This is a genomic window from Micromonospora sp. DH13 (assembly GCF_020873825.1).
GTDB lineage: Bacteria > Actinomycetota > Actinomycetes > Mycobacteriales > Micromonosporaceae > Micromonospora > Micromonospora haikouensis.
In genome coordinates, this window is sequence record NZ_JAHWGR010000025.1 from 21326 (window position 1) to 46049 (window position 24724).

Here is a 24724-nt window from a genome sequence, read left to right on the forward strand (position 1 = left end):
GTGCGCCGCGTCCGCGTGTCGGACGTCCGCGCCGCCTGGCCGGTCACCCTGCGGCCCGAGCGCGAACGGCGGGCCGCGCGGGTACCCCCCCGTATCCCACGATCATGGTGACTCTGCTGTAATCATCAGGCCTCGTACGCAGAGCGAGCATCCGGCTCCGATGTGTTCGTCAATTGTCACATTCATGCAACGTAGCCGCCCCTTGACCGCCAGGTGGGCGCCGGGAAGCATCGATGCAGCGGCGTCCCGGGCCGTGGGGAGATACCCGGACCAGCCAAGGAGGACCATGTCGGTCAGCCCCGCATCGCCGCGCGCCGGATGGCATACGTCCCAACCCGCGGTTCCCGGTCGGCCCCCCGGCGGTCAGCGCCGTCCCGTCAACGGCACCACGCCCGTGCTCACCGTGACCCTCAGCATCCCGCTCGTGGCCGAGGAGACCCTGACCCCGGCGGCCCGCCGCCTGCTCGACGCGGCCCGCGAGATGCTGGAGCGGGGCGAGGGGGTCGTCACCGCCGGCCCCGTTCCCGAACGGCGGCCCGACCAGGTGCCCGCCGGGCGCACGCCGCCGCGTCCCCTGGCCCCGACCATCCCGGCGCTGCACATCCTTGCGTCGTCCCGGTCGGTGCTGCGCGACAACGAGCCGCTGCCCCTGACCCGGCTGGAGTTCGACCTCCTGCTGCACCTGGTCGCCCACCCCCGGCGGGTGTTCACCCGGCTGCAGCTGCTCAACGCCGTCTGGGGCTACGAACACGCCGGGGTCCGCACCGTCGACGTGCACGTGCGCCGGCTGCGCGGCAAGGTCGGCGTGGACGTGCCGCTGGTCACCACCGTCTACGGCGTCGGCTACCGGCTCGCCGACGACGCCCGGGTGACCATCGACCGCAGCGGCTGACGACCCCACCGGCCGGGCCCGTCAGGGCCGGCCCCGCCGCCCGGCCCGCGTCGCGCGCGGCGACCGGGCACGATGGTCGGATGCGCGTGCGTCCCATCTCCCCCGACCGCCTCGTCACCGAGCTGACCGAGCGGCTCGTCGCCGCCGACCCGCCCGGCCGGCTCCGCGTCGTGGTGGACGGCGCCCCGGCGGCGGGCCCCGACGAACTGGCCGCCGCGCTGGTCGACCCGTTGCGCGCCCTCGGCCGCCCCGTGCTGCACGTGCGGGCCGCGGACTTCCTCCGTCCGGCCTCCGTGCGGCTGGAGTTCGGCCGGACCAATCCCGACGCCTACTACGAGGGGTGGGTCGACGAGCCCGGCCTGCGCCGCGAGGTCCTCGACCCGGCGGGGCCCGGCGGCTCGGGCCGGATCCTGCCGTCCCTCTGGGACCCCCGCACCGACCGGGCCAGCCGGGCCGGCTACGTCACGCTGCCGCCCCACGGCGTCGTCCTCGTCAGCGGGGCGCTCCTGCTCGGCGGCGGGCTCCCCGTCGACCTCGCCGTGCACCTGGAGCTCTCCCCGGCAGCCCTGGCCCGGCGCACCGACCCCGCGCTGCGCTGGACGCTGCCGGCCTTCGCCCGCTATGCAGAGGAGGTCGCCCCGGCCGGCTTCGCCGACGTGGTGGTGCGCGTCGACGACCCCCGCCACCCCGCCCTCGTGGAGCCGGACGCCGCCCGGTGACCCCGGGGCCGCACGCCCCCTGGGGCGCCGCCCCGGGAGGCGGGCCGCAGATTCCAGAAATTCGGTGGTTTGGCGCGGCCGCACCCGGGGTAATCGCCCGGCTCACAGAGCGCGAGTGATCTCCACCCGCCTCACGCAGCGACCGGGCCGGGCACCACCCCGGCGCACCAGCCAGGAAAGGCAGGCAGCGATGCTCGTCCACGACACGGTAGCCACCGGCCGATCGCAGGCGGACACCGACCAGATCCGGGCGTCCCTGCGGGCTCGCTACGAGGAGCTCTCCGCCGAGTACGAGCAGGCGGTGCTGCAGAGCCAGGTGCTGCGCCTGGTGGAGGTCGGCGACACCGCCGGCGACGACCAGGCCGACAGCGGCACCAAGACCGCCGAGCGGGACACCGCGCAGTCGCTGCTGCGCACCATCCTCGACCGCCGGGCCCAGTTCGAGCGGGCCCTGGGCCGGCTCGACGAGGGCACGTACGGCTTCTGTGAGGGCTGCTCGGCCCCGATCCCGGTGGAGCGGCTGGAGATCTTCCCCTCCGCCACCGCCTGCGTCACCTGCAAGCAGAGCCGGGAGCGGCGGGCCGCCTGAGGCGGCCCCCTCCGGTTGCCGGTCGGTAGCGGACGCGGTGCACTCCACCCATGGGTGAGATCAAGGTGGGCACCGCGTCCTGGACCGACCGGACCCTGCTCGACTCCGGGTGGTATCCGCAGACGGCGGACAACCCGGAGAAGCGCCTGTCGTACTACGCGAAGCAGTTCCCGCTGGTCGAGGTCGACGCCACCTACTACTCGCCGCCGGCCGAACGCACGGCGCGACTGTGGGCCGAGCGCACCCCGGCCGGGTTCACCTTCAACGTCAAGGCCTTCAGCCTGCTGACCGGCCACCCGACGCGGGTCTCCGCGCTCTACAAGGACCTGCGGCCGGACACCGACAAGCGCAACGTCTACCCCGGCGACCTGCCCGCGCAGGCGTACGAGGAGGTGTGGACCCGGTTCCTGTCCGCCCTCGACCCGCTCGTCGAGGCGGGCCGGCTCGGCGCGCTGCTGTTCCAGTTCCCGCCGTGGTTCACCATCAAGCGGGACAACAAGCAGTACCTGTTGGAGGTGGCCCGCCGGTGCGCGCCCCTGCGGCCGGTGTTCGAGTTCCGGCACGCCTCCTGGTTCGCCGGGGACAACCGCGACGAGACGCTCGGCTTCCTGCGCGAGCACGAGCTGGCGTACGTCTGCGTGGACATGCCGCAGGGCCACCGGTCCTCGGTGCCGCCGGTGCTGGCGGCCACCGCCGACCTGGCCGTGGTCCGCTTCCACGGCCACAGTGCCAAGTGGACCAGCAAGGACATCCACGAGAAGTTCGGCTACGACTACTCCGACCGGGAGTTGCGCGACTGGGCCCCGAAGCTGCGCTCGCTCGCCGACGACGCGGGCGAGACCCACGTGCTCATGAACAACTGCTACCGGGACTACGCACAGCGCAACGGCCAGCGCCTCCAGTCCCTCCTGGACGCCGGCCCCTGACGCCGGCTGGTGTGCTCAGGCGGGCCCGGGGAACAAGATCGTGCTCAATCAGGGAATGAGTGGCCTCCGCCCCCACACGCGTCGCAGACGGGTAGATCTTGGAAGCGGGTGGCCCCTCCAGGGGCCGGAATCTTCCAAGATTCGCCCGGCCCCGGCTTGTCGCCGTGGTGCCGGCGCGCGTTCGAGGGCAACCGGGTAGGGAGTCCTGAGCCGGGGTCAGCCCGCCTCGACGCCGCCGGCCCGGAGGATCTGCCTGACCCGCTCGCGGGTGTAGCCGGTGGCCCGGACGATGTCGACTTGGCGCATGCCGTTGCGGGCTGCCTCGACGATGGCTCCCGCGAGGCGGGACCGCGCCGTGGCGATGTTGCCTTTGGCCTCGGCGATGATTCGGTCCGCCTCGGCCTGAGCGCCGGTCATCGCCGCCCGCGATTCTTCGTAGGCCCGGACCGACGCAGCGAGGTCTGTCACGACGCAATCGTTCCACAGTGAGTTCGGCTGTCCGCGCGGGCAGCGCCAGGTCTTATGCCCGGCTGGCCCTCAGTCGGGCTCCACGCCTGCCTGGCGCAGGAGGGTGCGGATCCACTCGCGGGACAGGCCCGTGGCGGCGACGAGGTCCCGCATGCGGGTGCCGGCCCGTGCTTCCGCCACGATCGCTTCGCCGAGGTCCCGCCGCGCTTGACGCAGCGCGTCCTGGCTCGTGCGCACCTGAGCCTTGGCGGCGTCCACGGCGTTCTGGGCAGCCCGGTAGGCCGCCGTCACCGAAGCCAGATCCTTCGCCACGCCGTCACACTGTCACACCAGCGATCTTGGCCATTTGTCGGTCGAGAAACTGGCCAGCTAAGTGTTCTAGTATTGGCCAGCAAGAGGTTATTCTGTTGGCATAGAAGGATTGGGGTCGACAGGGGAGGTTCTCACCGTGAGTGTGTTGCCGCCGTTGCCCGGGTGCGGGGGTCGGCCACCGTCCGGATCGAGGTGTACGGGGCAGGCGGCCTCGACGCCGCCGCGTACGCATGCACTGGGCACGCGGCCCCGATCGTCGCGACGATCGAGGCCGCGGGTGGTCCGCTTGTCCGACGCCGCGCGTCCCCGAGTCGGGCCGGCCCTGCGGGCACGTCTACCGGTACCCGACCGGCGGGTTGGCCGACCCGCCCGGCGACGCCCATCCTCGCGCTGGTGCGACCGGGACGGCTGCGCCGCGAGGCGGCGGCACCGCTCCGTGCGGCTCCCGCTGACGCCGCGCTCGCCGGCACCGCCCGCCGGTCCCCTGGCCGCCGAAGACCCGACCGCCGAAGACCCGACCGCCGAAGACCCGGCGGCCGAAGGCCCCATCGCCGGAGGCCCGGCGATCGGAGCCCCGCCCGCCGAAGCCGCCGCCGACGTGGCGCTGGCGCTGGCGCTCGTGCCCGGCGCGGGCCCGGTGCTCGTGGTCGCCGTCGGCGGGGCCGAGCCCGGCGAGCTGATGCTCACCCTCGACCAGGGGCGGGTGCTGTCCTACCGGCTCCGCCGCCTGCTCGACCTGGCCGCCGCGACCCACGCCCGCCGCGCCGGCCCCGGCGTGCGCCCCCGCAACCGGCGCGGCTGCCCCTGACCGGGCAGGGGTCAGCTCGTCTCGCCGGCCACGCTGAACGAGCGGAGCCGGTCGATCGCCAGCGCGGTGAAGCCCACGCTGATCAGTGCGCTCATCACCGCCGCCACCGGCACCGACACGTCACCCAGCAGCAGCTCGGTGGGGGCGATCCGGTCGGCGAGGGCGATCACGTACTGCTGGATGGAGAGCACCCGCGTGCCGCTCACGACGCTGCCGAGCAGCCCCTCCCAGATCAGCACGTAGACCAGGCCGAGCAGCACCGGCCGGCGGGTGAGCAGGCTGAGCGCCAGGAACAGCGCCGAGTACGCCAACGCGCCGACCGCGGACGCGGCGGCCAGGGCCAGGCCGAGGCGTGCGGAGTCGGCCAGCAGGCCGGCGGCGTAGAGCGGCACGGCGACGGTGACCCCGGTGACGGCGGTGGCCACCGCCAGCTTGGGCAGCACGATCTGCCAGCGGGGCAGGGGCTTGGTCAGGATGTGCACGACCGTGCCGTCGTCGATCTCGGCGCCGAGCACGCCGGTGCCGACGATCAGGGCGACGACCGGGAGCACCACGGCCAGGCCGAGGCCGACCAGCACCGGCGGGGCCCAGTCGCGCGGGGTGACCCCGAGCGACCGGGAGAGCACCGCCAGGCCGACCAGCACCACGGGCAGCGGCAGCAGCAGGAGGAAACGGCGACGCCCGAACAGCCCGCGCAGGGTGAGCCAGGAAACGGTGGACATGGGGTTCAGGCCTCCACGAGGTAGGAGAAGACGCTCTCCAGGGACTCGTCCTCGGGCACCAGCTGGCGCACCCGGACGCCCTCCCGCAGGGCGATCTTCGGCAGCACGCGGGTGAACGCGCCGTAGTCGCCGGCGCGCACCGTCAACCCGGCGCGGCCCAGCTCGACGCCCGTCACCGACGCCTCGGCCATCAGCGCCACGGCGAGCGCCCGGTCGTCGGTGGAGCGCACGGTGAACACGTGCGGCCGGTTGGTCATCAGCCGGCGGATGGTGCGGAAGTCACCGGAGGCGGCCAGCCGGCCGGCGACCATCACCTGGACGGTCCCGGAGACCTGCTCGACCTCCTCCAGGATGTGCGAGCTGAACAGGATGGTGCGGCCGGCGTCGCCGAGGCGGTGCAGCAGCTCCATCATGTGCAGCCGCTGCCGCGGGTCCATCCCGTTGAACGGCTCGTCGAGCAGCAGCACCTGGGGCTCGTGCACCAGCGCGGCGGCCACCCGGGCCCGCTGCCGCATGCCCTTGGAGTACGTGCCGATCCGGCGGTCCTGCGCGCCTTCCAGCTCCACCAGGGCGATCGCCCGGCGGGCCGCCGCGGCCGGCTCCGCCAGCCGGTGCAGCTTCGCGCTGGCCAGCACGAACTCGTACGCGGTGAGGTAGGTCTGCACCGCCTCGCGCTCGCTGACCAGGCCGAGCCGGCGGTAGACCTCGGGGTTGCGCCAGGTGGGCTGCCCGCCCAGGGTCACCATCCCGCGCGACGGGGCCAGGAAGCCCGCCATCATGTGCAGCAGGGTCGTCTTGCCCGCGCCGTTGGGGCCGAGCAGCCCGGTGACTCCGGAGCCGAGGCTCATGCTGACGTCGTTGACGGCCACCACGTTGCCGTACCAGCGGGAGACGCCCGCGAGGTCGAGGGCGCCGGTGGCGGCCGTGGGCGTCCCCGTCGCCGGGGCGGCGCTGGTCGTGGTCATCGGGCGGCCACCTTCCGGTATCGACGCAGCAGCAGGGCGACGCAGCCGGCCACGAGCAGCACGGCGGCGACCGCGTAGACAGGGCCGAAGCCGCCGATGGGGACTCCGCTCTGGCCCTCGGACGTCAGCAGGTCGCCGAGCGCCCAGGAGCCCACGCCGCCGACCAGCGTCGACGGCGAGGCGAGGAAGGCCAGCTCGTTGACCGTTCGCGACGGCATGACCGACAGGGTGCCGACGATCGGCGTGGTCATCAGGAACACGGCGACGATCCCACCGGCCGCGAACGCCCGCTTGCCGGTGAGGGAGGCGACCAGCAGCCCGACCGAGGCGAAGACCGCCGCCCACAGCCCGGCGTAGAGCAGGCTTGGCAGCAGGTCGAGCAGCTCCTCGGCGACGCCGCTCATGCCGTCGCCGGTGCTGAACGCGGCGCCGAGGAACATCACGAACTGCGGGCCGCCGAGCAGCAGCCAGAGCGCGGTCGCCAGCGCCAGCAGCTTGGCCAGCGGGTAGTCCGCGCGCGGCAGCGGCCGGGAGAAGTAGAGCGGCAGCACCCCGCTGCGCAGGTCACGGGAGACCAGTTCGGGCGCGGCCACCGCGACGAAGAAGATGACCAGCCAGCTCATGTTGTCGGCGAACTGGGCGTACGTCATCACCGCCTCGCCGATCTGGGCGCGGATGGCGGTGAGGGCGGCGGCGACCGCCGTGACGATGCCGACCACCAGCCACGGGAAGATCTTGGCCTTGGCGCTGCGCCCCAGGCCGAACGCTGTCCGCAGGCCGTGCAGGTAGAGCGCGCCGAAGACGGCCCGGCGGCCCAGCCGGGGGCCGGTGTACCGCTGGTAGCCGATGTCGTGGATGACGCCGGTCGGCTCAGGCATGGCTGGGCTCCCTCGTGGCGAAGAGTTCGGCCACCCGGTGCCGGCGCTGGTCCAGCCGGTGCAGCGGCAGGTCCAGCTCGGCGACCGCGCCGAGGATCAGGTCGTAGGTGGCGTCGTCGACGAGCTCGACGAGCAGCAGCCGGCCGTCCCGGCGCACCGGCAGGCCGAGCGCGCCCAGCCGGGCGGCCAGCTCCTCGGTGCCCTCGCTGACCTCCACGGCGAGCACGTCGGTCGCGGAGGTCATGGCGGAGATGTGGTCGGCGCGCAGCAGCCGCCCGCCGTCGATGGCGACGAGGGTGTCGCAGATCCGTTCCACCTCGCCGAGCAGGTGCGAGCAGACCAGCACGGAGATGCCGAACTCGGTGCCGATGCGGTGCACCAGCGTCAGCATCGCGTCCCGGCCGGCGGGGTCGAGGCCGTTGGTCGGCTCGTCGAGCAGCAGCAGGTCGGGGTCGTGCACGAGGGCCTGGGCGAGCTTGACCCGCTGCTTCATGCCGGTGGAGTAGCCGCCGACGGGGCGGTAGCGCTCCTCGTAGAGCCCGACGTGCCGCAGCGCCTCCGAGGCCCGTTCCCGGGCGACCGTGCGCGGCAGGCCGCTGATCCGGCCGAGGTGGGTGACCAGTTCCGCGGCGGAGAGGTCCGGCGGCAGGGCGTCGTGCTCGGGCATGTAGCCGACCCGGGCGCGCACCCGGGCGGAGTCGGTGGTCGGGTCGAGGCCGAGCACCCGGGCCCGGCCGCTGGTCGGGGTGAGGAGGCCGAGCAGGATCTTGATCAGGGTGGACTTGCCGGCGCCGTTGGCGCCGACCAGCCCGATGATGCCCGGTTCGACCGCGACGGTCAGGTCGGCCAACGCCGTGACCCCGCCCCCGTACGTCTTGGTCAGCGACTCGGTCGCGATGAGTGTCACGCCGTACAGCGTAGGGACCGGGGGTCGCTTGTGGCCGGCGGCCCGTCCCGGGCGGATCCCTGAACTTCCTGGCCGGCTACCCCTAGGGTCCCGGGCCGACGCGGGCGGCATCAGCCTGGCGCAGCGGACTATCGACTAGAACCAGCGGAGAAAGCTACGCTGCGACCGAACTTTCGTCGGCCTGAGGAGAAGTCGTGTCGCGCCGTACCGGCAAGCCCTCCTACCTGCTGGCGGCGTCCGACACGCGCCGCCGTAGCAAGGCCCGTCTGGCCGCCATCGTGGCGGCGATCGGGCTCGCGGGCGTTCTCGTGGGCGGTGCCACCGGCTACACGGCCAGCCGACCGGACGGCGTCGAATCGGCTGTGGCCGAGATGCGCAGGGCCGAGGTGGAGCGTGACACCCAGCAGGTGGCCGAGCTGACGACGACGGCCCGACGCCTTCGTGACGAGATCTCTCCCATTCTCAGCGCCATCCGGGCGGCTCCGTCGGACGGTGGGCAGCCGGGCCCGGAGCAGGCCCGCCAGTGGCGACAGACCCTGCTTCGGGCCTTGGAGCCGTTCGCCAACCCTCCGTCGGGCACCACCGCCACCAACGTGGCGCGCGCAGGGCTGAAGGGCGCTGTGGAGCAGGCGTCCCTGGCTGTCGAGTCGTATCTCCTCGCTGTCACCGGGCCGCCGACCCAGCGGGGTGCTCTGACGGAGCTGGCGAAACGACAGGCAACGCAGGCGGTGGCGGCCTGGTCGGTCGCGGCCACCCAGCTCGATCAGGTCAACATCGACACCGGCCAGGGCCACCAGCATGTCCACCTGGACGCCGGTCCGGGCGGCGACGCCTTCGCCCCCGACGGCGCGGCGGAGGGCTCCGGCGGCTGACCCTGCGCCCGCGCCCTGCGGGCGGCCGGTCTCACCCCCACGGGGTGAGGCGGCCTCACCCGGGCGGGGCGCAGGGTGGGCGGTGTGCGTGGCCCGTCGGTGGGCCACCCGAGTTGGGCAGGGGGTGCGCACGATGACGGTTCGGGACGTGCCGGATCGACGGCGCGGCGACGTGTTGCACGTGGTCGGGTCGGCCGGCGACCGCCCACGCGCGGTGGCGCGGCCCGGTCGGGTCAGCCCCGTTCGGCAGTGGCGCGGCCCGGCCGGGCCGCCGCGCCGCGAAGACCACCGACGGTGAGGGTCACCGACACCGGACACGACCGACCTACGGGGGTGGGCAGATGGCTGAGCAGCTGATCTCGGCGTTCGAGAGTTCGCTGGACAAGACCAACCTGATCCTGAAGGACATCGAGGCGGCGTACGGCTGGCCGAAGGAGCAGCGCAACCAGTCGTACGCGGCCCTGCGCACGGTGCTGCACCTGCTGCGCGACCGGATGCCGGTGCAGGAGAGCGTGGAGTTCGCCGCGCAGTTGCCGGTGCTGCTGCGGGGCATCTACTTCGACGGCTGGCAACCGTCGGACGTGCCGATCAAGCTGAACCGGGACGACTTCCTCTACGAGGTCCGCCAGGGCTTCCCGTACGACGTCGAGGGCGGCCCGGAGCGCGTGGCCCAGGTGGTGCTGGACACCCTGCGCCGGCACGTCACCCAGGGGGAGTGGGACGACGTCCGCTCCACCATGCCCGAGGACCTGGCCCAACTCGTTCCCTGACGCCCGGACGCCGGCCGGCCGACCCCGACGACGGCGGTCGGTCGGCCGCGTCGGCCCCGGCGGGGTCGCCCGCGTCGGGCGGGCGGGTCGTGGGACGGGCGTCGACGGTGAGGCCGTGCAGCACCGCCACGGCGGCCAGCGGGAACAGGGCGGCGACGGCGAACCCCGGCCCGAAGCCCAGCCCCGCCACGGCCAGCCCGAACAGCGGCGGGGTGGCCGTGGCGGCCACGTTCTGCAGCACGGTCTGTGCGCTGGTGGCCCGACCCGCCCAGCTCGCCGGGGCCACGTCCGCGACGGCCGCGTACGCGACGCCGTGCCAGCTGACCGTGGCGACGAGGGCGACCAGCAGCAGCGGGGCCGCCGGCGGGGCGTGCAGCGCCTCGGCCACGGCGAGGGCCCCGAGGGCGGCGGCGGTGCCGGCGGCGATGACCCGCAGCGGCCGGAGCCGTTGGGCGGACCGGTCCGACCAGCGGCCGGCGAGCACCCGCGCCGCCGCCGCGACGAGCTGCGCCCCCGCGATCAACGGCCCGGCGGTACGCACCGGCCAGCCGCGTTCGGTGACGAGGTAGTCCAGCGCGTACGCGCCGACGACGAACTGCGCCACGACCAGCAGGGCGCTCGCCCCGTGCACCCGCCACAGCGTCGGCGACCGGTACGGCGACCGCGCGCGGGTCCCGCCGGCGCCGGGCGAGTCGGCGGGCCCTGCGGTGGTGGGCGAGCCGCTGGCGGGCGAGCCGGCGGTGGCCCGGCCGGCGGCGGTCCTCGGCCCGTCGACCAGCAGCAGGGCGGCCACGATCCCGGTCAGCGCGGAGACCGCGGCGGCGACCAGCAGCGCCAGGCGGGGGCCGCCGGAGTCGGCCAGCACCGGCAGGATCGCCGAGGCCGCCGCCACGCCCAGCGGCTGCGACGTCTGCCGGATGCCCATCGCCAGGCCCCGCTCGCCGGGCGCGAACCAGCCGGTCACCACCCGGCCGCTGGCGGCGTACACGGCGGAACCGGCGGCCCCGGCGAGGGCCAGGAGCACGAACAGGGCCGGCCCGGCGGCGGAGGCGGCCCCGGCCAGGAACGCGGCCCCGCCGGTCAGGCCCAGGCCGATGACGAGGCGCTCGCCCCGCCGGTCGGCGAGGACGCCCCAGCCGATGAGGGCGAGCACCATGCCGAGGCTGGGGCAGGCCACCAGCAGGCCCAGCTCCCACAGCGGCAGGTCGGTGGTGCGGCGTAGCGCGGGCAGCAGGAACGGCAGCCCGTACAGGTAGAGGGTGCCTGCGGTCTGCGCGGCGGTGCCGATGCCGAGCATGACCCACCGGCGGGAGTCGGCCATGGCCCGAGGCTAGCCGCCATCCCGATATGAGAGACGATTATCTTGCTATCTGGGAAGCCGGTCCGGGTTCGGCAGTGGCCCGTCGCCGGGCGTCGCATGCGGCGGGCCGGTCGGTTGACGACGGATGTCGATGCTGACAGGATATCGGGAGCGCTCCCATCGTCTCGTCGTCGCCGTGGCTGGCGACCCGTAACGAAGGACAGGGAACGCATGCGCATCCACCACCACATCGGTCGGCGCACCAGGTCGGGCCTGCTGGCCGGCCTGCTCGCCGCCACGAGCGCGCTCGCCATGGGCATCGCCGTCGCCCAACCCGGCACCGCCGAGGCCGCCGCCAGCCTGAGGAGCCTCGCCGACGCCAAGGGCCGCGACATCGGCTTCGCCCTGGACCCCGGCCGGCTCTCCGAGAGCCCGTACAAGCAGATCGCCGACACCGAGTTCAACCTCGTCGTCGCCGAGAACGCGATGAAGTGGGACGCCACCGAGCCGAACCGCAACCAGTTCTCCTTCGGCCAGGGCGACGCGGTCGTCAACTACGCCGCGGGCAGCAACAAGAAGGTGTACGGCCACACCCTCGTCTGGCACAACCAGATGCCCGGCTGGACGTCGAACCTCTCCGGGACCGACCTGCTCGCCGCGATGAAGAACCACATCGCCGGGGTCGCCGGCCACTTCAAGGGCAAGGTCTTCGCCTGGGACGTCGTCAACGAGGCGTTCGCCGACGGCGGCTCCGGCGGACGCCGCGACAGCATCCTCCAGCAGCGCATCGGCAACAGCTGGATCGAGGAGGCGTTCCGCGCCGCCCGCGCCGCCGACCCGGGCGCGAAGCTGTGCATCAACGACTACAGCACCGACGGCATCAACGCCAAGAGCACCGCGATCTACAACCTGGTGAAGGACTTCAAGTCCCGGGGCGTGCCGATCGACTGCGTCGGCTTCCAGGCGCACCTGATCATCGGGCAGGTCCCCGGCGACATGCAGGCCAACCTCCAGCGCTTCACCGACCTCGGCGTCGACGTGCGGGTCACCGAGCTGGACATCCGGATGTCCACCCCGGCGAACTCCTCGAAGCTGGCCACGCAGGCCGCCGACTACAAGAAGGTCTTCAACATCTGCCTCGCCGTGGCCCGGTGCCAGGGCGTGACCGTGTGGGGCATCACCGACAAGTACTCCTGGATCCCGGGAGTCTTCCCCGGTGAGGGCGCCGCGCTGATCTGGGACGACAACTACGCGCCGAAGCCCGCGTACCAGGCGGTCGCCGAGGCCCTCGGCAGCGGCACCACCCCGACCACGCCCGCACCGACCACCCCGGTCCCGACCACGCCGGCCCCCACCACGCCCGCGCCCACCACGCCGCCCCCGACCACGCCCGCCCCGAACGGCAGCTGCACGGTGACGTACGTGCCGAACTCCTGGGGCAACGGCTTCACCGCCGAGATCCGGATCCGCAACGACGGCCCCGACCCCGTCAACGCCTGGAGCTTCGGCTTCTACTTCACCGCCGGGCAGCAGGTCACCAACGCCTGGAACGCCACCGTCAGCCAGTCCGGCACCCAGGTGCTGGCCCGCAACGCCAGCTACAACGGCGCCGTGGCCGTCGGCGGCACGGTGAGCTTCGGCTTCCAGGGCACCCACACCGGGTCCAACCCGTCGCCCACCAGCTTCACGTTCAACGGCAAGGTCTGCGCCAACGGCTGACCGCCCGCGTCCCGCCGGCACACCGGGCGAACCGGACGTGCCGGCGGGACGCGCCGTCTACGGTGGGGTTAGAGAAGATCGTGCCGGGGGTACCACCCGTCGCACGACGAACCCCCGCCGCGCGGCGGGGCGGGAACCTGGCGAGGAGCACCGCATGGCACTCAACGACGACGACATCCAGACGACCAGCGGCGGCGGCCTGGAGGGCCCGGCCGACGGTGGTGCCACCCCCGGTCAGCAGGACGGCGGTGCCGACGGTGGCGCGGAGGGCCCGGCTGACGGCGGGGCCACCCCGGGCCAGCAGGACGGCGGTGCCGACGGCGGTGCCGAGGGCCCGGCCGACGGCGGCGCGACCCCCGGTCAGCAGGACGGCGGTGCCGACGGTGGCGCGGAGGGCCCGGCCGATGGCGGGGCCACCCCGGGCCACCGGGACGGCGGCGCCGACGGCAGCGCCGGCTGACGCCTCGCGATGACGATCACCGACCCGCCGGGCGGCCACGGCCGCCCGGCGGTCCCGTCTGCCGCCGCCCGCGCCCTCGCGCGCTGCGTCGCCGTCGAGCCGGGCAAGTTCGCCGCCGCACACTGGGGCCGGGCGCCGCTGCTGTCCCGCGCCGCCGAGCTGCCCAACGCCGACGGCTTCACCGACCTGCTCGGCCCCGCCGACGCCGACGAGCTGCTCAGCCGGCGCGGGCTGCGTACCCCCTTCCTGCGCATCGCCAAGGACGGCCAGCTCGTGCCGGCGGCGCGCTGGACCGGCGGCGGCGGCGCGGGCGCCGAGATCGGCGACCAGGTCCTCGACGAGCGGGTCCTGGAGCTGTACGCCTCCGGCGCGACCCTGGTGCTACAGGGCCTGCACCGCACCTGGCCCGCCCTGATCGACTTCGCCCGCGACCTCGGCACCGCCCTCGCGCAGCCGCTGCAGGTCAACGCCTACCTGACCCCGGCCGGCAGCCAGGGCTTCGCCACCCACTACGACACCCACGACGTCTTCGTGCTCCAGGTCGACGGGCGCAAGCACTGGCGCATCCACCCGCCGGTGCTGCCCGACCCCCTCGAACGGCAGCCCTGGGGCGGCCGGGCCGACGAGGTCTCCGCGACCGCCCAGGGCCCCGCCGCGCTCGACGTGGTCCTCGAACCGGGCGACGCGCTCTACCTGCCGCGCGGCTGGCTGCACAGCGCCCAGGCCCAGGAGACCAGCTCCCTGCACCTGACCGTGGGCATCCGGGCGCTGACCCGGTACGCCATCGTCGAGGAGCTGCTCGCCCTCGCCGCCGCCGACGCCCGGCTGCGCGCCGGCCTGCCGTTCGGCACCGACGTGGCCGACCCCGACGCGATCGAACCGGAGCTGACCGAGACCGTCGAGGCGCTGCGGGACTGGCTGCTGCGCGCCGACCCGGCCGCCGTGGCCGCGCGGCTGCGGGAACGCGCCTGGCCGGCCGCCCGGCCCGCCCCGATCCGGCCCCTCGCCCAGGCCGCCGCGCTCGCCGCCGTCGCCGCCGACACCCGGCTCGCGCCCCGGCCGGGGCTGCGCTGGCGGCTCGAACCGGCCGGGGACGGAAAGATCGCGCTGCGCCTGTTCGACCGGACGCTGACCCTGCCCGCCGGCTGCGAGCCGGCGCTGCGCGCGCTGCTCACCGGCGCGGTGAGCCGGGTCGGCGACCTGCCCGGCCTTGACGACGACGCCGACCGGATCGTCCTGGCCCGCCGCCTGCTGCGCGAGGCGATCGCGGTTCCCGAGGAGTAAGGAAGGGCACCCTGTTAACGCTTTCGGTATAGGAAGGGCCCCTTCCTAACCGCGCGGGGGGCTCGGCACCGCGCGGCGCGGCTCAGCGGGCGAGGACCAGCAGCACGCCGGTCGTCACCAGGCCCGCCAGCAGGACGACCGTGACCGGCCGGGGCGACAGCACCGCGTGCCGACGGTCCGCGAGCCGCTTGGCCAGGGCCAACCCGACCAGCGGGCCGAGCAGGGTCACCACCAGCGCCAACACCGGCAGGCCCACCGCCAGGTCCCCGCCGTTGCGGGCCCCGAGCGCCCGGGCGCCCAGGCCGAGGGCGAACATCAGCGCCGCGCCCACCACCCCGCACAGCGCCAGCAGCGGGTTCGCCGAGGCGGGCAGCTCGCCGGGCTGCCGGGTGCGGTCCAGCAGCCCGCGCACCCCGTGCAACAGCAGCAGCGGGTCGCCAGAGGCGTCCCGGGCCGGGCCGGGCGGGTCGCCGAGCCGGCGGGCACCCGCGCCCAACCGGGCCCGCAACTGCTGCCACAGGTGGGCCGCCTCGGCGTCCACCCGCTCCACCAGCTCCCGCGCGTCGGCCGCCTCCCGCTCGGCCTCGCGCAACTGCTCGGCGGCCTCGGCGACTGCCCGCTCGGCGGCGGCGCACTGCTGCTCGTGCCAGGCGTGGGCCTCGGCGCGCTGGGTGCGCACCCGGTCGGTCAGCTCGGCCAGCCGCCGCACCTGCGCCGCGTACGTCTCACTGGTCACCGGTTCGTTCACGCCGACGGTCCGTAGGGGATGATGACCTGCCCGGTGCGGTGCGCCGCCCGGTCGAAGAAGAGCCCCCGCCACGGCCGCGGATACCAGTCGGGGCCGCCGCTGCCCGGGTACAGCGACGAGCCCAGCTCGCCGCCCTGCACGTCGAGGGCCACCCACGCGCCGATCTGGTCGGTGCGGGCGGCCGGCCCGCCGAGGTCGACCCGCATCCGGGCCACGCCGCGCCACCAGGCCAGCACGTGCGTGCGCCGCTCCGGGCCGTCGTGCAGGATGCGCCGCAGGTGCTCCAGTCCGGTGCGCCCGCCGACCCGCGCGGCCAGCCGCCCCGCCGCCGCGTCGACCGCGTACAGCAGCAGGTAGTGCGGGGTGGCGGGGGTGCCCGGCCGGTCCAGGGCCGCCGCCGTCTCGGCCATCAGCTCCGGTACGGTCTCGTCGTCGTACCAGGCGGCGTCGTCGGCCAGGTCGGCGTAGAGCTCCCGGGCGGCCGGGTCGGCGTCGGGGTCGAGGCAGGCGATGGAGTACCGGGCGGTGCCGGGGCGGTGCTGGCGGGCCAGCGACCGGGCGGCGGCGTCCAGCACGGCGCACGCCTCGTCGACGCGGGTGCCCAGCACGGCGAGGTTGCGCCCGGGGGCCCGGGGCAGCCGCAGCGCCGCCGAGCGGGCCTGCACGTCGATGATCTCTCCGAGCAGCGCCACCGGGGTGCGCGGCACCCCGTCGCCCTCGGGCGGGGTGAGCGCCCGGAAGTCGGGGGCGTCGGCGAGCCGGGGGATCGCGTCGCCGTCGAAGAGCCGGGCCGGCTTCGCGTCGGCGGGGCGCATCCGCCACAGCCGGTGCTGCAGCTCGCTCCACGCGTCCCAGTCGCTGGCCGACGGGATGCGCGCCACCTCGTTGCCCTCGACCAGGCCCGACTCGGCGTTGACCACGGCGTGGTGGCGGGGCAGCGACTGGGCGGCGTCGTTGCGTTCGGCGAGGATGCGCAGCGCCTTGGGCAGCGCGATGCGCAGGGTGAACTGGGCGACCAGCGCAGGCCGCCCCCACAGCGCCTCGATGCCGCGCACGTCCTGCGAGGCCAGCACCAGGTGGATGCCCTGGGAACGGCCCCGGCGGGCCAGGTCTTCGAGCAGGTCGGCGGCCTCCCGGGCGACCACGTCCCGGCCGGCCAGTAGCGCCTGGAACTCGTCGACCACCGCGACGATGCGGGGCCAGTGCCCCGTCGGGTCGACCGCCCGCAGCTCGGCGAGCTTGGTCACCTCGTGCTTCTTCGCCGCGTCGGCGCGCCGGCGCAGCTCCTCGGCGAGGAACCGCAGCAGGGCCAGCCCGAACTCCCGGTCGGTGTTGACGTTGATCCCGACCAGCCGCATGTGCGGCAGCCAGCTCGGGTCCCGCCGGCCCTGGGCGAACCGGGCGAAGGACACCCCCTCCTTGAAGTCGAGCAGGTAGAACTCCAGCTCGGCGGGGGAGTAGCGGGAGGCCAGCGCCCCGATCCAGGCGAAGATCAGGTTGGTCTTGCCGGTGCCGGACGGCCCCCCGATCAGCGCGTGCGGCGGATAGTCGCCGAGATTGAGCAGCACCGGGCGGCCGTGCGGGCCCTCGCCGATCGGCGCGGTCAGCCCCGTCGAGGAATCCTCCCGCCACATCTGCTCCGGCGGCGGCAGCAGGTCGGTGAACGGGGCCGGCGGGGGGCCGGCGTTGACCCGGGCGGCGACCTGCCGGCACGTCTCGGTGACCAGCGTGGCCGGCGGCGGCGGGTCCAGGGTCACCGGCAGGCCGGGCGGGCCGCCCACCCGGGCGCCGTCGGGGCCCACCACGACCCGGGTCACCGTCGGGTCGTCGGGCACCGGCACACCGCGTACGACCAGGTGCACCCCGCACGCCGCGCCGGTGCGGACGACCCGGTCGAGCTGGCCGCGCTCGTGCCGGGACAGCTCGTCGCCGCCGAGCAGCACCGCCACCCGCCACGGCTCCGGACGGCGGCCCGTCGCGGCGGCCAGCTCCCGCAGCGAGCGGTACTCCCCGGCGAGCACGGTCTCGTTGATCCGGCGGATCTGCTCCACCAGGTCGTCCAGCAGCCGGCCCAGCCCGCCGGGGCCGACGAAGGTGAGCAGCCCGGCGGTGCCCAGCGGGGCGAAACCGGCCAGCCCGCCGCCGAGGTGCTCCGGGTCGTAGCCGAACAGCCGCACCGCGCCCGGGTCGGCCCGGCCCAGGCTGCGCAGCAGCAGCGCCGGCACCACGGCCGCCCCGCCGTCGGCCCCGGCCCCGCTCAGGTGCACGTGCCCGGCGTCGAGCAGCGGCACCAGCGCCGGCACCGGCTCCGCGCCGGGGATGCGCACGGTGCCGACGCGTACGGCGCCGGGGGTCTCGCCGCGACCGGCCGGCGTCACGGTCCACCGCGCCCAGTCGGCGCTGGCCGCGCCGGGCGCCTCGCGGCGGGCGGCGTCGACGGCCCGGCGGGCCAGCTCGGCGATCCGGGCGGTGTGCCGGGCGTCGATCTCGGCGAGCCGCCGGTCCCGCTGCGCCCCCACCTTCTCCGGAACGGCCGCCGCGGCGCGCTGCACCCGGGCCAGCCGGTCCCGGGCGGCGGCCAGCTCGGCGTCGGCGACGGCGAGCCGGTGCCGGGTGGCGCCCAGCGCCTCGGAGAGCATCCCCCGCACCCGGGTCACCAGCTGGGTGCGGCGGTCAGCCATCGGACCCCCGGCCGGCGCGCCCGGTGGGCGGCGCGGGACGCACGGGGGGCAGGCCCTGCGCGGCCCGCTCCCGGGCGGCGCGCTCGCGGTCCGCCCGCTGCCGCGTCGCCTCGTCCCAGGCGTCGCGTTCGGCCTCGCGGCGTTTCTGCTGCGCGGGCCCGCTCTCCTTGTCGGCCTGCCCCTCGTCGCGGGGCAGGTCCTTGCCGAGGCGGGCCAGCAGCACGGCGGTGACCACGCCGGCGGTGACGGCCGCGTCGGCGGCGTGCGGCTGCTCCTCGCCGCTGCCGCGCGGCGGCGGGGGCATCCGGCAGACCCGGGTCAGCAGCGTCTCCAGCACCGGCGGGGGCAGCCCGGGCAGCAGGTCGCGCACCCGGCCGTCCAGCTCCCGACGCAGCCGGGGCAGGTCGTCGGCGCGGGGCGGGTGCCCGAGCAGTTCCCCGGCCAGCTCGCGCAGCAGCGGCGGGGCGAGCGCGGCCAGGCCGAGGCCGACGTCGGCGTGCGCGGCACGCAGCTCGCGGTGCAGCCGGTCCCGGTCGCCGCCACGGACCCCGTCGGCGACCCGGCGCAGCAGCTCCCGGGAGTCACCGATCCGCTCGTCCGGCTCGTCCGGCGCGCCCTCCCGGCCGCCGGTCAGCTCCGCCACCCGCACCGCCCACCAGCGGCGCAGCACCGGGTTGTCGTCGCGGGCCGGGGGCGGTCCGTCGCCGGCGGCGGGCGGCGCGTCGCGCGGGGCGTCGTGCACCTGCCGGTCGCCGGCCGGGCGGGCCGGCGGCGCGCCGTCGGGGGCCAGGCCGATGGCCGAGAGGTACGTCGACAGTTGCTCCTGGGCCACCCGCAGCGCGTGCCCGGCGGCCTCGGCGTGCTCGACGGCCGCGGACAGCTCCGGCACCCCCATCGGGTTGGCCGACTCCTGCCGCACCCAGCGCAGCCGCTCGGTGGCCTGACCGAATTTCTCCAACGCGAGGGCGAGCTGGGCCAGCGGGAACTCCTCCGCGGCGGCCCGCACCTGGGCCCCGACGTCCTCGATGATGGACACGCCCGCCCCTACAGGGTCGAAACGTAGAGTTGCGCCTGCTCCACCGCGACGAGGGTCGCCGCGAGGCACTCCTCCAGCTCCTGACTGGCCTGGGTCAGTGACGCCTGCGCCGCCTCGACGGTCTCGTGCCCGCTGCCCTCCAGCGCCCCGGCCAGTGTCTGCTGCGCCTCGGCCAGCTTCTCGCCGGCGGCCTGCACCGCGGTCTGCCCGTCACCGATCTGTTGGAGGGCGACATCGATGGCTGCCTTCAGCTCGGCGACGCTCGCCACGGGGACCTCCTGGGGGCGGGGAGATCTCCATTACAACCCATCCCCCGTGGGCAGAGAACATCCGCCCTGTCGGTGTTGCTGCCCGGCTGTCCGATTACGTCACTGACGTGCGCAAACCGCGCCCGAATGTCTCGCCCGTGCGTCACCCGATCCCACCCACGGGACTCGCCCCCTCGGTCGGGCGTCCGGTGATCAAGAGGCTTGCGTCATCGTCGAGATCAACCCTGACGCTTTCTCTTGATCACCGACCGGGGTGGGGTTGGGGGTAGGTCAGGTGGGGAGCCAGCGGGGGCCCTGGACCTCGGCGCCGAGCGCGCCCACCCGGGAGCGCAGCTCACGGTCGGCGGTGACTACGAGGCGGCGGCGGCCCGGGGCGGCCCCGACGAGGCCGACGATGGCGTCGTCGCCCGAACCCGGGGCGGCGACCACCCGCACGCCCGGCACGGCCGGGACGCCCCGCGCGGCGCCCTCCACCACCAGCACCACCTCCGCCGGCCCGGGCAGGTGCGGCGGCACCCCGGACTCGGCCAGCGGGACGAGGGCGTCGCGCAGCCGGGCGGTGGCCCCGGCCCGGTCCCGCCACCACCCGTCGGGGCGTGAGCCCACCACGTTGGCGGCGTCCACGATCAGCAACGGCGTCGGCTCCATGCCCCCAGCCTGCCACCGCCGTGCGGTCGTCCCCGCCCGGCCCGCCGGGGCACCCGCCCGCGTCGCCGCCCCGGTGCCGGCGCCCACCGCCCGCGCTGCGCGCCTCCGCCCCGCTCCCACCCGGCCCGTCCCCGCCCCGGCCGCGTTTGTCGCGCCGACCGCCGGGTAGCCACCGCCGACCGTGCCGGCGGCGACCGCACCGGCGAGCGTGCCCGACCCGCGGGAGGACAACGATGATGGGACCCGGCGACCTCGGCTCCGACCCGTGGGACGAGTTCCTGGCCCGGTACTTCGGCCGGGGCGAGGGGGGACGCCGACCGGCGCACCGGGTCGACATCACCCGGCTGATGACCGCCGACGCCCGGGAGATGCTCGCCGACGCGGCCCGCCGGGCTGCGCAGCGGCACAGCAACGACCTCGACACCGACCACCTGCTCTGGGCGGCGTTGCAGCGCGAGGCGCTGCGTGACCTGGTACGCCGGGCCGGCGCCGACCCGGACGCCCTGGTCAACGCCCTCGGCGGGCGCGGCGAGGGCAAGCCCGGGGGAGAGGTGCCGCCGAACCTGTCCCTGACCCCGGCCGCGAAGCGGGCGCTGCTCGACGCCCACCAACTTTCCCGCGCGATGGGCGCCAACTACATCGGCCCCGAGCACATCCTGATGGCGCTGCCGCTGAACCCGGAGTCGCCGGCGGGCCGGATGCTGGCCGCCGGCCGGATCCAGCCCGAGTCGTTGCAGGCGGCCAGCGCCGAGCGCGGCCCGATGTCCGGCCCGAAGCCCGACCACGGCACCCCGACCCTCGACCAGTACGGCCAGGACCTCACCGAGCTGGCGCGCAACGACCAGATCGACCCGGTGATCGGGCGGGCCGCCGAGATCGAGCAGGCCGTGGAGATCCTGTCCCGGCGGACGAAGAACAACCCGGTGCTCATCGGCGAGGCCGGCGTCGGCAAGACCGCGATCGTGGAGGGCCTGGCCGAGCGGATCTGCGACGGCGACGTGCCGCAGACGCTGATCGGCAAGCGGGTGGTGCAGCTCGACCTGGCCGGCCTGGTCGCCGGCACCCGCTACCGGGGCGACTTCGAGGAGCGGCTCAAGAAGGTCATCGAGGAGATCCGCGCCCACCGCGACGAGCTGATCATCTTCCTCGACGAGATCCACACCCTGGTCGGCGCGGGCGGGGCGGGCAGCGAGGGCGGCATGGACGCGTCCAACATGCTCAAGCCGGCGCTGGCCCGCGGTGAGCTGCGGGTGATCGGCGCGACCACCCTGGACGAGCACCGCCGCAGCATCGAGAAGGACGCCGCGCTCGCCCGCCGGTTCCAGCCGGTGCTGGTGCCCGAGCCCACCGTCGAGGACACCGTCGCCATCCTGCGCGGCCTGCGGGACCGCTACGAGGCCCATCACCAGGTCCGGTTCACCGACGAGGCGCTGGTCGCCGCCGCCGAGCTGTCCGACCGGTACGTCACCGACCGGTACCTGCCCGACAAGGCCATCGACCTGATCGACCAGGCCGGGGCCCGGGTGCGGCTGCGCACCCGTACTCCCGCCTCCGACGTGCGGGAGCTGGAGCAGCAGCTCGACGAGGTGCGCCGGGACAAGGAGCAGGCGGTCGCCGACGAGCAGTACGAGCGGGCGTCGGCCCTGCGCGACCGGCTCGCCGAGCTGGAGGCGCAGATCAGCCGGGCCAAGGGCGACGACGGCAGCGGCTCCCAGGTCCCGGCCGTCGGCCCGCAGGAGATCGCCGAGGTGGTGTCCCGGGCCACCGGCATCCCGGTCGCCCAGCTCACCGAGGAGGAACGCGACCGGCTGCTGCGCCTGGAGGGACACCTGCACCAGAAGGTCGTCGGCCAGGAAGACGCGGTCGGCGCGGTCGCCGAGGCGGTGCGCCGCTCCCGCACCGGGCTGGCCGACCCGAACCGGCCGATGGGCAGCTTCCTCTTCCTCGGCCCCACGGGCGTGGGCAAGACCGAGCTGGGCCGGGCCCTGGCGGAGGCGCTGTTCGGCGAGGCCGACCGGATGATCCGGCTGGACATGAGCGAGTTCCAGGAGCGGCACACCGTCGCCCGGCTCGTCGGCGCGCCCCCCGGCTACGTCGGCTACGAGGAGGCCGGCCAGCTCACCGAGGCGGTGCGCCGCCGCCCGTACGCGGTGGTGCTGCTCGACGAGATCGAGAAGGCCCACCCCGACGTGTTCAACATCCTGCTCCAGGTGCTCGACGACGGCCGGCTCACCGACAGCCAGGGCCGGACGGTGAACTTCAAGAACACCGTACTGATCATGACGAGCAACCTCGGTTCGGAGCTGATCACCGGCACCCAGCGGGCCGTGGGCTTCGGCGCGGGCGAGCCCGGCTCCGAACGGGAGAGCGACGAGCTGCGCGAGCGGCTGATGCGTCGGCTCCAGGAGAACTTCCGCCCGGAGTTCCTCAACCGTATCGACGAGGTGATCATCTTCCGGCGGCTGGAGCAGCAGCAGCTGCGCCAGATCACCGAGCTGCTGCTGGAGGAGACCCGCCGCCGCCTGCACGCCCAGGACATCGACGTCGCGTTCACCGTCGCCGGGATCGACTGGCTCGCCGAGCACGGCTACCAGCCGGAGTTCGGGGCCCGCCCGCTGCGTCGGGTGATCCAGCGCGAGGTGGACAACCGGCTGTCCCGGATGCTGCTGGAGAGTGCCGTCTCGCCCGGGCAGCGGGTCACCGTGGACGCCCGCGACGGCGCGCTGGCCTTCGAGGTGGGCGCCGGCGACCGGGGCTACACCGCCGCCGCGACGTCCCACCCCCGGTGAAGGGGCGGAGGCCGCAGATGACCGAGCCCGAGGAGGCCGCCGAGGAGGCCGGGACCGACCCGGACCGCAGCGAGCCGATCGAGGCACCGCCGACGGCCAACCCCGCGCGGGTGCGGGTGCCGCCGGAGGGCCTGGGTTCCCACACCGGCGATCCGGAGCCGTCCGGGCCGCCGCCCGGAGAGGAGGCGTGATGGTACGCGAGGCGCGACTCGATCCCGAGGTCGAGGTGCTCTGGGAGGACTTCCACGCCGAGGTGAACGTGACCTCCGAGCAGCTGCGCAGCTGGCTGCTGACCCGCGGCTCCGGCACGGAGTCGTTCGGGGCGGGGCCCGACCTCGACCTGCCCGAGCCGGGCCGGCAGATCCTGGCCGTGCTGCGCAAGCGCAAGGTCGACCTGACCCGCGAGGACATCGAGGTGATGCGGGAGGCGGTCGACCGGATCCGGTCCCTGACCGCCGCCCGCCCGGCCGACGGCGTCGCCGACGACGAGTGGCGGCGTGCCCTGCTCGACCTGGGCCACGACGCCCTCGTGGAACGCTGACCTCCCGTCCGTCGGCCCGCCGGGCCCGCGTGCGACGGGCCCGACCGGCGAAGGCCCCGCTGCCCGGTGACGGCGGCGGGGCCTCGGCCGGGCCGGGCTCACTCCGGTTCCAGGCTGCCGATCTGCAGGCCGAAGGCGTCGGCGGCGGCCTGGCGTTCCCCGCGCGCCCGCTCCTCGCGGCTGAGCAGGGTGGCGTACTCGGTCACGTCGGCGGGGCCGGGGACCTCGGGCAGGCGGCGCAGGAACGCCTCCACGTCCCGGGCGGCGGCGCTGTGCGCGGCGGCCGCCACGCGCAGGGTCTCCCGGTCGTCGGCGGTCGGCTGGGCATCGGTCATGGGCCCGTGATACCCACCGTCAGGCGGTTCGCACCCCGGAACCGGCGCCCCCGGCGAGCGGCCCGGCCTGGGCCGACCGGCGTACCCCGAAGTCGGGGTGCCGCAGCAGCCAGGCCAGGTAGTCGGGGTGCGTGGCGAGCGAGTCGTCGTACACGGCCACCGCCGCTTCCAGCACCTCCTCGGCGAAGCTCGCGCCGGCCGAGTCGGGGTGCCAGCCCAGCAGCAGCCGCCAGCGCAGCGGCGCCCCGGCCAGCCGGCGGGTGACCAGGCCGGGCACCGGGCGGAAGGTGGCCTGGCACAGGGCCACCGCCGCGCCGGCCTCCACCAGGTCGATGCAGCCGCGCACGTCGGCCTCGTACACCTTGCGGGGGGTGAAGCCGGCGCGGGCGCAGGCGGCGGCGAAGCAGTCGCCGAAGCAGCCGTCGCCCGGTGCGGCGACCCACTGCTCGGCGCGCAGGTCCACCAGCCGCACCTCGTCGTGGTCGGACATCGGGTGCTGCTCGGGCAGCAGCACCTGCACCGGCTCCAACGCCACCTCCCGCCAGGCCAGCCCGTATCCGGCCGGCGGAACGGCGTCGCCGCAGACCCCGACCAGCGCGTAGTCCAGCCGGCCGCCGCCGACGAGCTGGGCCAGCTCGTCGGCGGACCAGGAGGCGTACGTGGTGATCTGGGCCTGTGGGTGCGCGGCGGCGAGCCGGTGCACCAGGCGGCCGAGGATGGGGCTGTTCACCCCGCCGAAGCGGTACCGGGCGGGGGTCGGGCCCGCGCCGGCCAGCCGGGCCGCCTCGTCCTGGAGGCCCTGCATGGCCGGCAGCAGCACCCGGGCCCGGGCCAGCACCAGCTCGCCGAGCGCGGTGGGCCGGGCGCCCCGGCGGTCCCGTTCGAACAGCGGCCCGCCGAGTGCCCGCTCGATGCGTTGGAGCTGGGCGGTCAGCGCCGGCTGGGCCAGGCCGAGCGTGGACGCCGCCTTCGTCACGCTCCCTGTCTCCGCGATGGCGCAGACCACCCGCAGGTGTCTCAGCTCCAGATTCATACGGTGACGGTATGACCACGGAAGGATCGATGGAAGGGCTCTGGCGGATAGGA

27 protein-coding genes are annotated in these 24724 nt (G+C 75.2%); 13 read left to right on the forward strand and 14 right to left on the reverse strand.

The features are described 5' to 3' along the window. The first annotated feature begins 286 nt into the window (after positions 1–286). From LPA42_RS22280 to LPA42_RS22295, 4 genes are all read left to right on the forward strand, one after another. Positions 287–892: a winged helix-turn-helix domain-containing protein gene (locus LPA42_RS22280; protein ID WP_077939932.1), complete on the forward strand. Its 606-nt coding sequence runs from the start codon at positions 287–289 to the stop codon at positions 890–892. 80 nt (positions 893–972) lie between these two features. Next, the gene (locus tag LPA42_RS22285) at positions 973–1611 is read left to right on the forward strand and encodes a uridine kinase (RefSeq protein ID WP_077939933.1); all 639 of its coding nucleotides are present in this window, start codon (positions 973–975) and stop codon (positions 1609–1611) included. 190 nt (positions 1612–1801) lie between these two features. Continuing rightward, entirely contained in the window at positions 1802–2200 is a 399-nt protein-coding gene (locus LPA42_RS22290) for a TraR/DksA C4-type zinc finger protein (RefSeq protein ID WP_043968735.1), read from the forward strand. Between the two features lie 50 nt (positions 2201–2250). Next, positions 2251–3126, forward strand: a complete 876-nt coding sequence (locus LPA42_RS22295) for a DUF72 domain-containing protein (RefSeq protein ID WP_077939934.1) — start codon at positions 2251–2253, stop codon at positions 3124–3126. A 216-nt stretch (positions 3127–3342) separates the two neighbouring features. On the opposite strand, the gene LPA42_RS22300 is transcribed toward LPA42_RS22295, so the two are convergent. After that, positions 3343–3594 carry a hypothetical protein gene (locus LPA42_RS22300; RefSeq protein ID WP_077939935.1) on the reverse strand — a complete coding sequence of 84 codons (252 nt, stop codon included), beginning with the start codon at positions 3592–3594 and terminating at the stop codon, positions 3343–3345. A 69-nt stretch (positions 3595–3663) separates the two neighbouring features. Then, complete coding sequence (locus tag LPA42_RS22305; protein WP_141722317.1) at positions 3664–3906, reverse strand: hypothetical protein; 243 nt, start codon at positions 3904–3906, stop codon at positions 3664–3666. A gap of 436 nt (positions 3907–4342) precedes the next feature. Between LPA42_RS22305 and LPA42_RS22310 the strand changes: the two genes are divergently transcribed. Beyond that, a complete protein-coding gene (locus LPA42_RS22310; RefSeq protein ID WP_077939937.1) occupies positions 4343–4714 on the forward strand; it encodes a hypothetical protein in 372 nt (123 codons plus the stop codon). Positions 4715–4725: 11 nt separating this feature from the next. On the opposite strand, the gene LPA42_RS22315 is transcribed toward LPA42_RS22310, so the two are convergent. The 4 genes from LPA42_RS22315 to LPA42_RS22330 are packed head-to-tail and all read right to left on the reverse strand — an operon-like array spanning position 4726 to position 8186. Then, positions 4726–5436: an ABC transporter permease subunit gene (locus tag LPA42_RS22315; protein WP_077939938.1), complete on the reverse strand. Its 711-nt coding sequence runs from the start codon at positions 5434–5436 to the stop codon at positions 4726–4728. A 5-nt stretch (positions 5437–5441) separates the two neighbouring features. Further along, complete coding sequence (locus LPA42_RS22320; RefSeq protein ID WP_077939939.1) at positions 5442–6401, reverse strand: ABC transporter ATP-binding protein; 960 nt, start codon at positions 6399–6401, stop codon at positions 5442–5444. Continuing rightward, positions 6398–7279, reverse strand: a complete 882-nt coding sequence (locus LPA42_RS22325; RefSeq protein WP_077939940.1) for an ABC transporter permease — start codon at positions 7277–7279, stop codon at positions 6398–6400. The genes LPA42_RS22320 and LPA42_RS22325 overlap by 4 nt, the downstream gene beginning before the upstream one ends. Next, positions 7272–8186: an ABC transporter ATP-binding protein gene (locus tag LPA42_RS22330; RefSeq protein WP_077939941.1), complete on the reverse strand. Its 915-nt coding sequence runs from the start codon at positions 8184–8186 to the stop codon at positions 7272–7274. Before LPA42_RS22330 ends, LPA42_RS22325 begins: the two co-directional genes overlap by 8 nt. A 194-nt stretch (positions 8187–8380) precedes the next feature. Here LPA42_RS22330 and LPA42_RS22335 point away from each other — a divergent pair, with 194 nt between their 5' ends. Next, positions 8381–9058 (forward strand): hypothetical protein, encoded by a 678-nt coding sequence (locus tag LPA42_RS22335; protein WP_077939942.1) that lies wholly within the window; start codon positions 8381–8383, stop codon positions 9056–9058. A gap of 341 nt (positions 9059–9399) precedes the next feature. After that, positions 9400–9828, forward strand: coding sequence for a DUF2267 domain-containing protein (locus LPA42_RS22340; protein WP_077939943.1), 429 nt, complete (start codon positions 9400–9402; stop codon positions 9826–9828). Here LPA42_RS22340 and LPA42_RS22345 read toward each other — a convergent pair. Further along, complete coding sequence (locus tag LPA42_RS22345) at positions 9761–11149, reverse strand: MFS transporter (protein ID WP_198956757.1); 1389 nt, start codon at positions 11147–11149, stop codon at positions 9761–9763. The two genes, LPA42_RS22340 and LPA42_RS22345, sit on opposite strands and share 68 nt — an antisense overlap. Before the next feature lie 210 nt (positions 11150–11359). Between LPA42_RS22345 and LPA42_RS22350 the strand changes: the two genes are divergently transcribed. From LPA42_RS22350 to LPA42_RS22360, 3 genes are all read left to right on the forward strand, one after another. Further along, the gene (locus tag LPA42_RS22350; RefSeq protein ID WP_228986833.1) at positions 11360–12847 is read left to right on the forward strand and encodes an endo-1,4-beta-xylanase; all 1488 of its coding nucleotides are present in this window, start codon (positions 11360–11362) and stop codon (positions 12845–12847) included. A gap of 154 nt (positions 12848–13001) precedes the next feature. Next, positions 13002–13307: a hypothetical protein gene (locus tag LPA42_RS22355; RefSeq protein WP_077939946.1), complete on the forward strand. Its 306-nt coding sequence runs from the start codon at positions 13002–13004 to the stop codon at positions 13305–13307. A gap of 9 nt (positions 13308–13316) precedes the next feature. Beyond that, positions 13317–14591, forward strand: coding sequence for a cupin domain-containing protein (locus LPA42_RS22360; protein ID WP_077939947.1), 1275 nt, complete (start codon positions 13317–13319; stop codon positions 14589–14591). A gap of 82 nt (positions 14592–14673) precedes the next feature. Here the strand turns inward: LPA42_RS22360 and LPA42_RS22365 are convergent, their stop codons facing one another. The 5 genes from LPA42_RS22365 to LPA42_RS22385 all read right to left on the reverse strand — a co-directional run bounded on the left by LPA42_RS22365 (position 14674) and on the right by LPA42_RS22385 (position 19973). Then, entirely contained in the window at positions 14674–15339 is a 666-nt protein-coding gene (locus LPA42_RS22365; RefSeq protein ID WP_077939948.1) for a hypothetical protein, read from the reverse strand. Beyond that, positions 15336–18020, reverse strand: coding sequence for an FtsK/SpoIIIE domain-containing protein (locus LPA42_RS22370; RefSeq protein WP_077939949.1), 2685 nt, complete (start codon positions 18018–18020; stop codon positions 15336–15338). The genes LPA42_RS22365 and LPA42_RS22370 overlap by 4 nt, the downstream gene beginning before the upstream one ends. Next, the gene (locus LPA42_RS22375) at positions 18013–19056 is read right to left on the reverse strand and encodes a hypothetical protein (protein WP_228986834.1); all 1044 of its coding nucleotides are present in this window, start codon (positions 19054–19056) and stop codon (positions 18013–18015) included. Before LPA42_RS22375 ends, LPA42_RS22370 begins: the two co-directional genes overlap by 8 nt. Positions 19057–19064: 8 nt before the next feature. After that, positions 19065–19325 (reverse strand): hypothetical protein, encoded by a 261-nt coding sequence (locus LPA42_RS22380; protein ID WP_007076395.1) that lies wholly within the window; start codon positions 19323–19325, stop codon positions 19065–19067. Between the two features lie 270 nt (positions 19326–19595). Beyond that, positions 19596–19973 (reverse strand): hypothetical protein, encoded by a 378-nt coding sequence (locus LPA42_RS22385; protein WP_228986835.1) that lies wholly within the window; start codon positions 19971–19973, stop codon positions 19596–19598. Positions 19974–20206: 233 nt separating this feature from the next. Here LPA42_RS22385 and LPA42_RS22390 point away from each other — a divergent pair, with 233 nt between their 5' ends. Genes LPA42_RS22390 through LPA42_RS22400 form a run of 3 tightly spaced genes read left to right on the forward strand, consistent with a single transcriptional unit; the run spans position 20207 to position 23303 of the window. Next, entirely contained in the window at positions 20207–22762 is a 2556-nt protein-coding gene (locus tag LPA42_RS22390; RefSeq protein WP_077939950.1) for an ATP-dependent Clp protease ATP-binding subunit, read from the forward strand. A 17-nt stretch (positions 22763–22779) separates the two neighbouring features. Next, positions 22780–22953: a hypothetical protein gene (locus LPA42_RS22395; protein ID WP_158229503.1), complete on the forward strand. Its 174-nt coding sequence runs from the start codon at positions 22780–22782 to the stop codon at positions 22951–22953. Further along, on the forward strand, positions 22953–23303 hold the full coding sequence (locus LPA42_RS22400; RefSeq protein WP_043968760.1) for a DUF3140 domain-containing protein: 351 nt from the start codon (positions 22953–22955) through the stop codon (positions 23301–23303). The genes LPA42_RS22395 and LPA42_RS22400 overlap by 1 nt, the downstream gene beginning before the upstream one ends. A gap of 98 nt (positions 23304–23401) precedes the next feature. Here the strand turns inward: LPA42_RS22400 and LPA42_RS22405 are convergent, their stop codons facing one another. Both LPA42_RS22405 and LPA42_RS22410 read right to left on the reverse strand, forming a co-directional pair. Then, positions 23402–23638 (reverse strand): hypothetical protein, encoded by a 237-nt coding sequence (locus LPA42_RS22405; RefSeq protein WP_077939951.1) that lies wholly within the window; start codon positions 23636–23638, stop codon positions 23402–23404. Between the two features lie 19 nt (positions 23639–23657). Continuing rightward, positions 23658–24671, reverse strand: a complete 1014-nt coding sequence (locus LPA42_RS22410) for a LysR family transcriptional regulator (RefSeq protein ID WP_077939952.1) — start codon at positions 24669–24671, stop codon at positions 23658–23660. Between the last annotated feature and the right edge of the window lie 53 nt (positions 24672–24724).

Bases quoted from the DNA above. Each gene is read 5' to 3' on its own strand.
- LPA42_RS22280 (WP_077939932.1), top strand. From the start codon at position 287: ATGTCGGTCAGCCCCGCATCGCCGCGCGCCGGATGGCATACGTCCCAA.
- LPA42_RS22285 (WP_077939933.1), top strand. From the start codon at position 973: ATGCGCGTGCGTCCCATCTCCCCCGACCGCCTCGTCACCGAGCTGACC.
- LPA42_RS22290 (WP_043968735.1), top strand. From the start codon at position 1,802: ATGCTCGTCCACGACACGGTAGCCACCGGCCGATCGCAGGCGGACACC.
- LPA42_RS22295 (WP_077939934.1), top strand. From the start codon at position 2,251: ATGGGTGAGATCAAGGTGGGCACCGCGTCCTGGACCGACCGGACCCTG.
- LPA42_RS22315 (WP_077939938.1), bottom strand. From the start codon at position 5,436: ATGTCCACCGTTTCCTGGCTCACCCTGCGCGGGCTGTTCGGGCGTCGC.
- LPA42_RS22320 (WP_077939939.1), bottom strand. From the start codon at position 6,401: ATGACCACGACCAGCGCCGCCCCGGCGACGGGGACGCCCACGGCCGCC.
- LPA42_RS22325 (WP_077939940.1), bottom strand. From the start codon at position 7,279: ATGCCTGAGCCGACCGGCGTCATCCACGACATCGGCTACCAGCGGTAC.
- LPA42_RS22340 (WP_077939943.1), top strand. From the start codon at position 9,400: ATGGCTGAGCAGCTGATCTCGGCGTTCGAGAGTTCGCTGGACAAGACC.
- LPA42_RS22345 (WP_198956757.1), bottom strand. From the start codon at position 11,149: ATGGCCGACTCCCGCCGGTGGGTCATGCTCGGCATCGGCACCGCCGCG.
- LPA42_RS22350 (WP_228986833.1), top strand. From the start codon at position 11,360: ATGCGCATCCACCACCACATCGGTCGGCGCACCAGGTCGGGCCTGCTG.
- LPA42_RS22355 (WP_077939946.1), top strand. From the start codon at position 13,002: ATGGCACTCAACGACGACGACATCCAGACGACCAGCGGCGGCGGCCTG.
- LPA42_RS22360 (WP_077939947.1), top strand. From the start codon at position 13,317: ATGACGATCACCGACCCGCCGGGCGGCCACGGCCGCCCGGCGGTCCCG.
- LPA42_RS22370 (WP_077939949.1), bottom strand. From the start codon at position 18,020: ATGGCTGACCGCCGCACCCAGCTGGTGACCCGGGTGCGGGGGATGCTC.
- LPA42_RS22385 (WP_228986835.1), bottom strand. From the start codon at position 19,973: ATGGAGCCGACGCCGTTGCTGATCGTGGACGCCGCCAACGTGGTGGGC.
- LPA42_RS22390 (WP_077939950.1), top strand. From the start codon at position 20,207: ATGATGGGACCCGGCGACCTCGGCTCCGACCCGTGGGACGAGTTCCTG.
- LPA42_RS22395 (WP_158229503.1), top strand. From the start codon at position 22,780: ATGACCGAGCCCGAGGAGGCCGCCGAGGAGGCCGGGACCGACCCGGAC.
- LPA42_RS22400 (WP_043968760.1), top strand. From the start codon at position 22,953: ATGGTACGCGAGGCGCGACTCGATCCCGAGGTCGAGGTGCTCTGGGAG.
- LPA42_RS22405 (WP_077939951.1), bottom strand. From the start codon at position 23,638: ATGACCGATGCCCAGCCGACCGCCGACGACCGGGAGACCCTGCGCGTG.
- LPA42_RS22410 (WP_077939952.1), bottom strand. From the start codon at position 24,671: ATGAATCTGGAGCTGAGACACCTGCGGGTGGTCTGCGCCATCGCGGAG.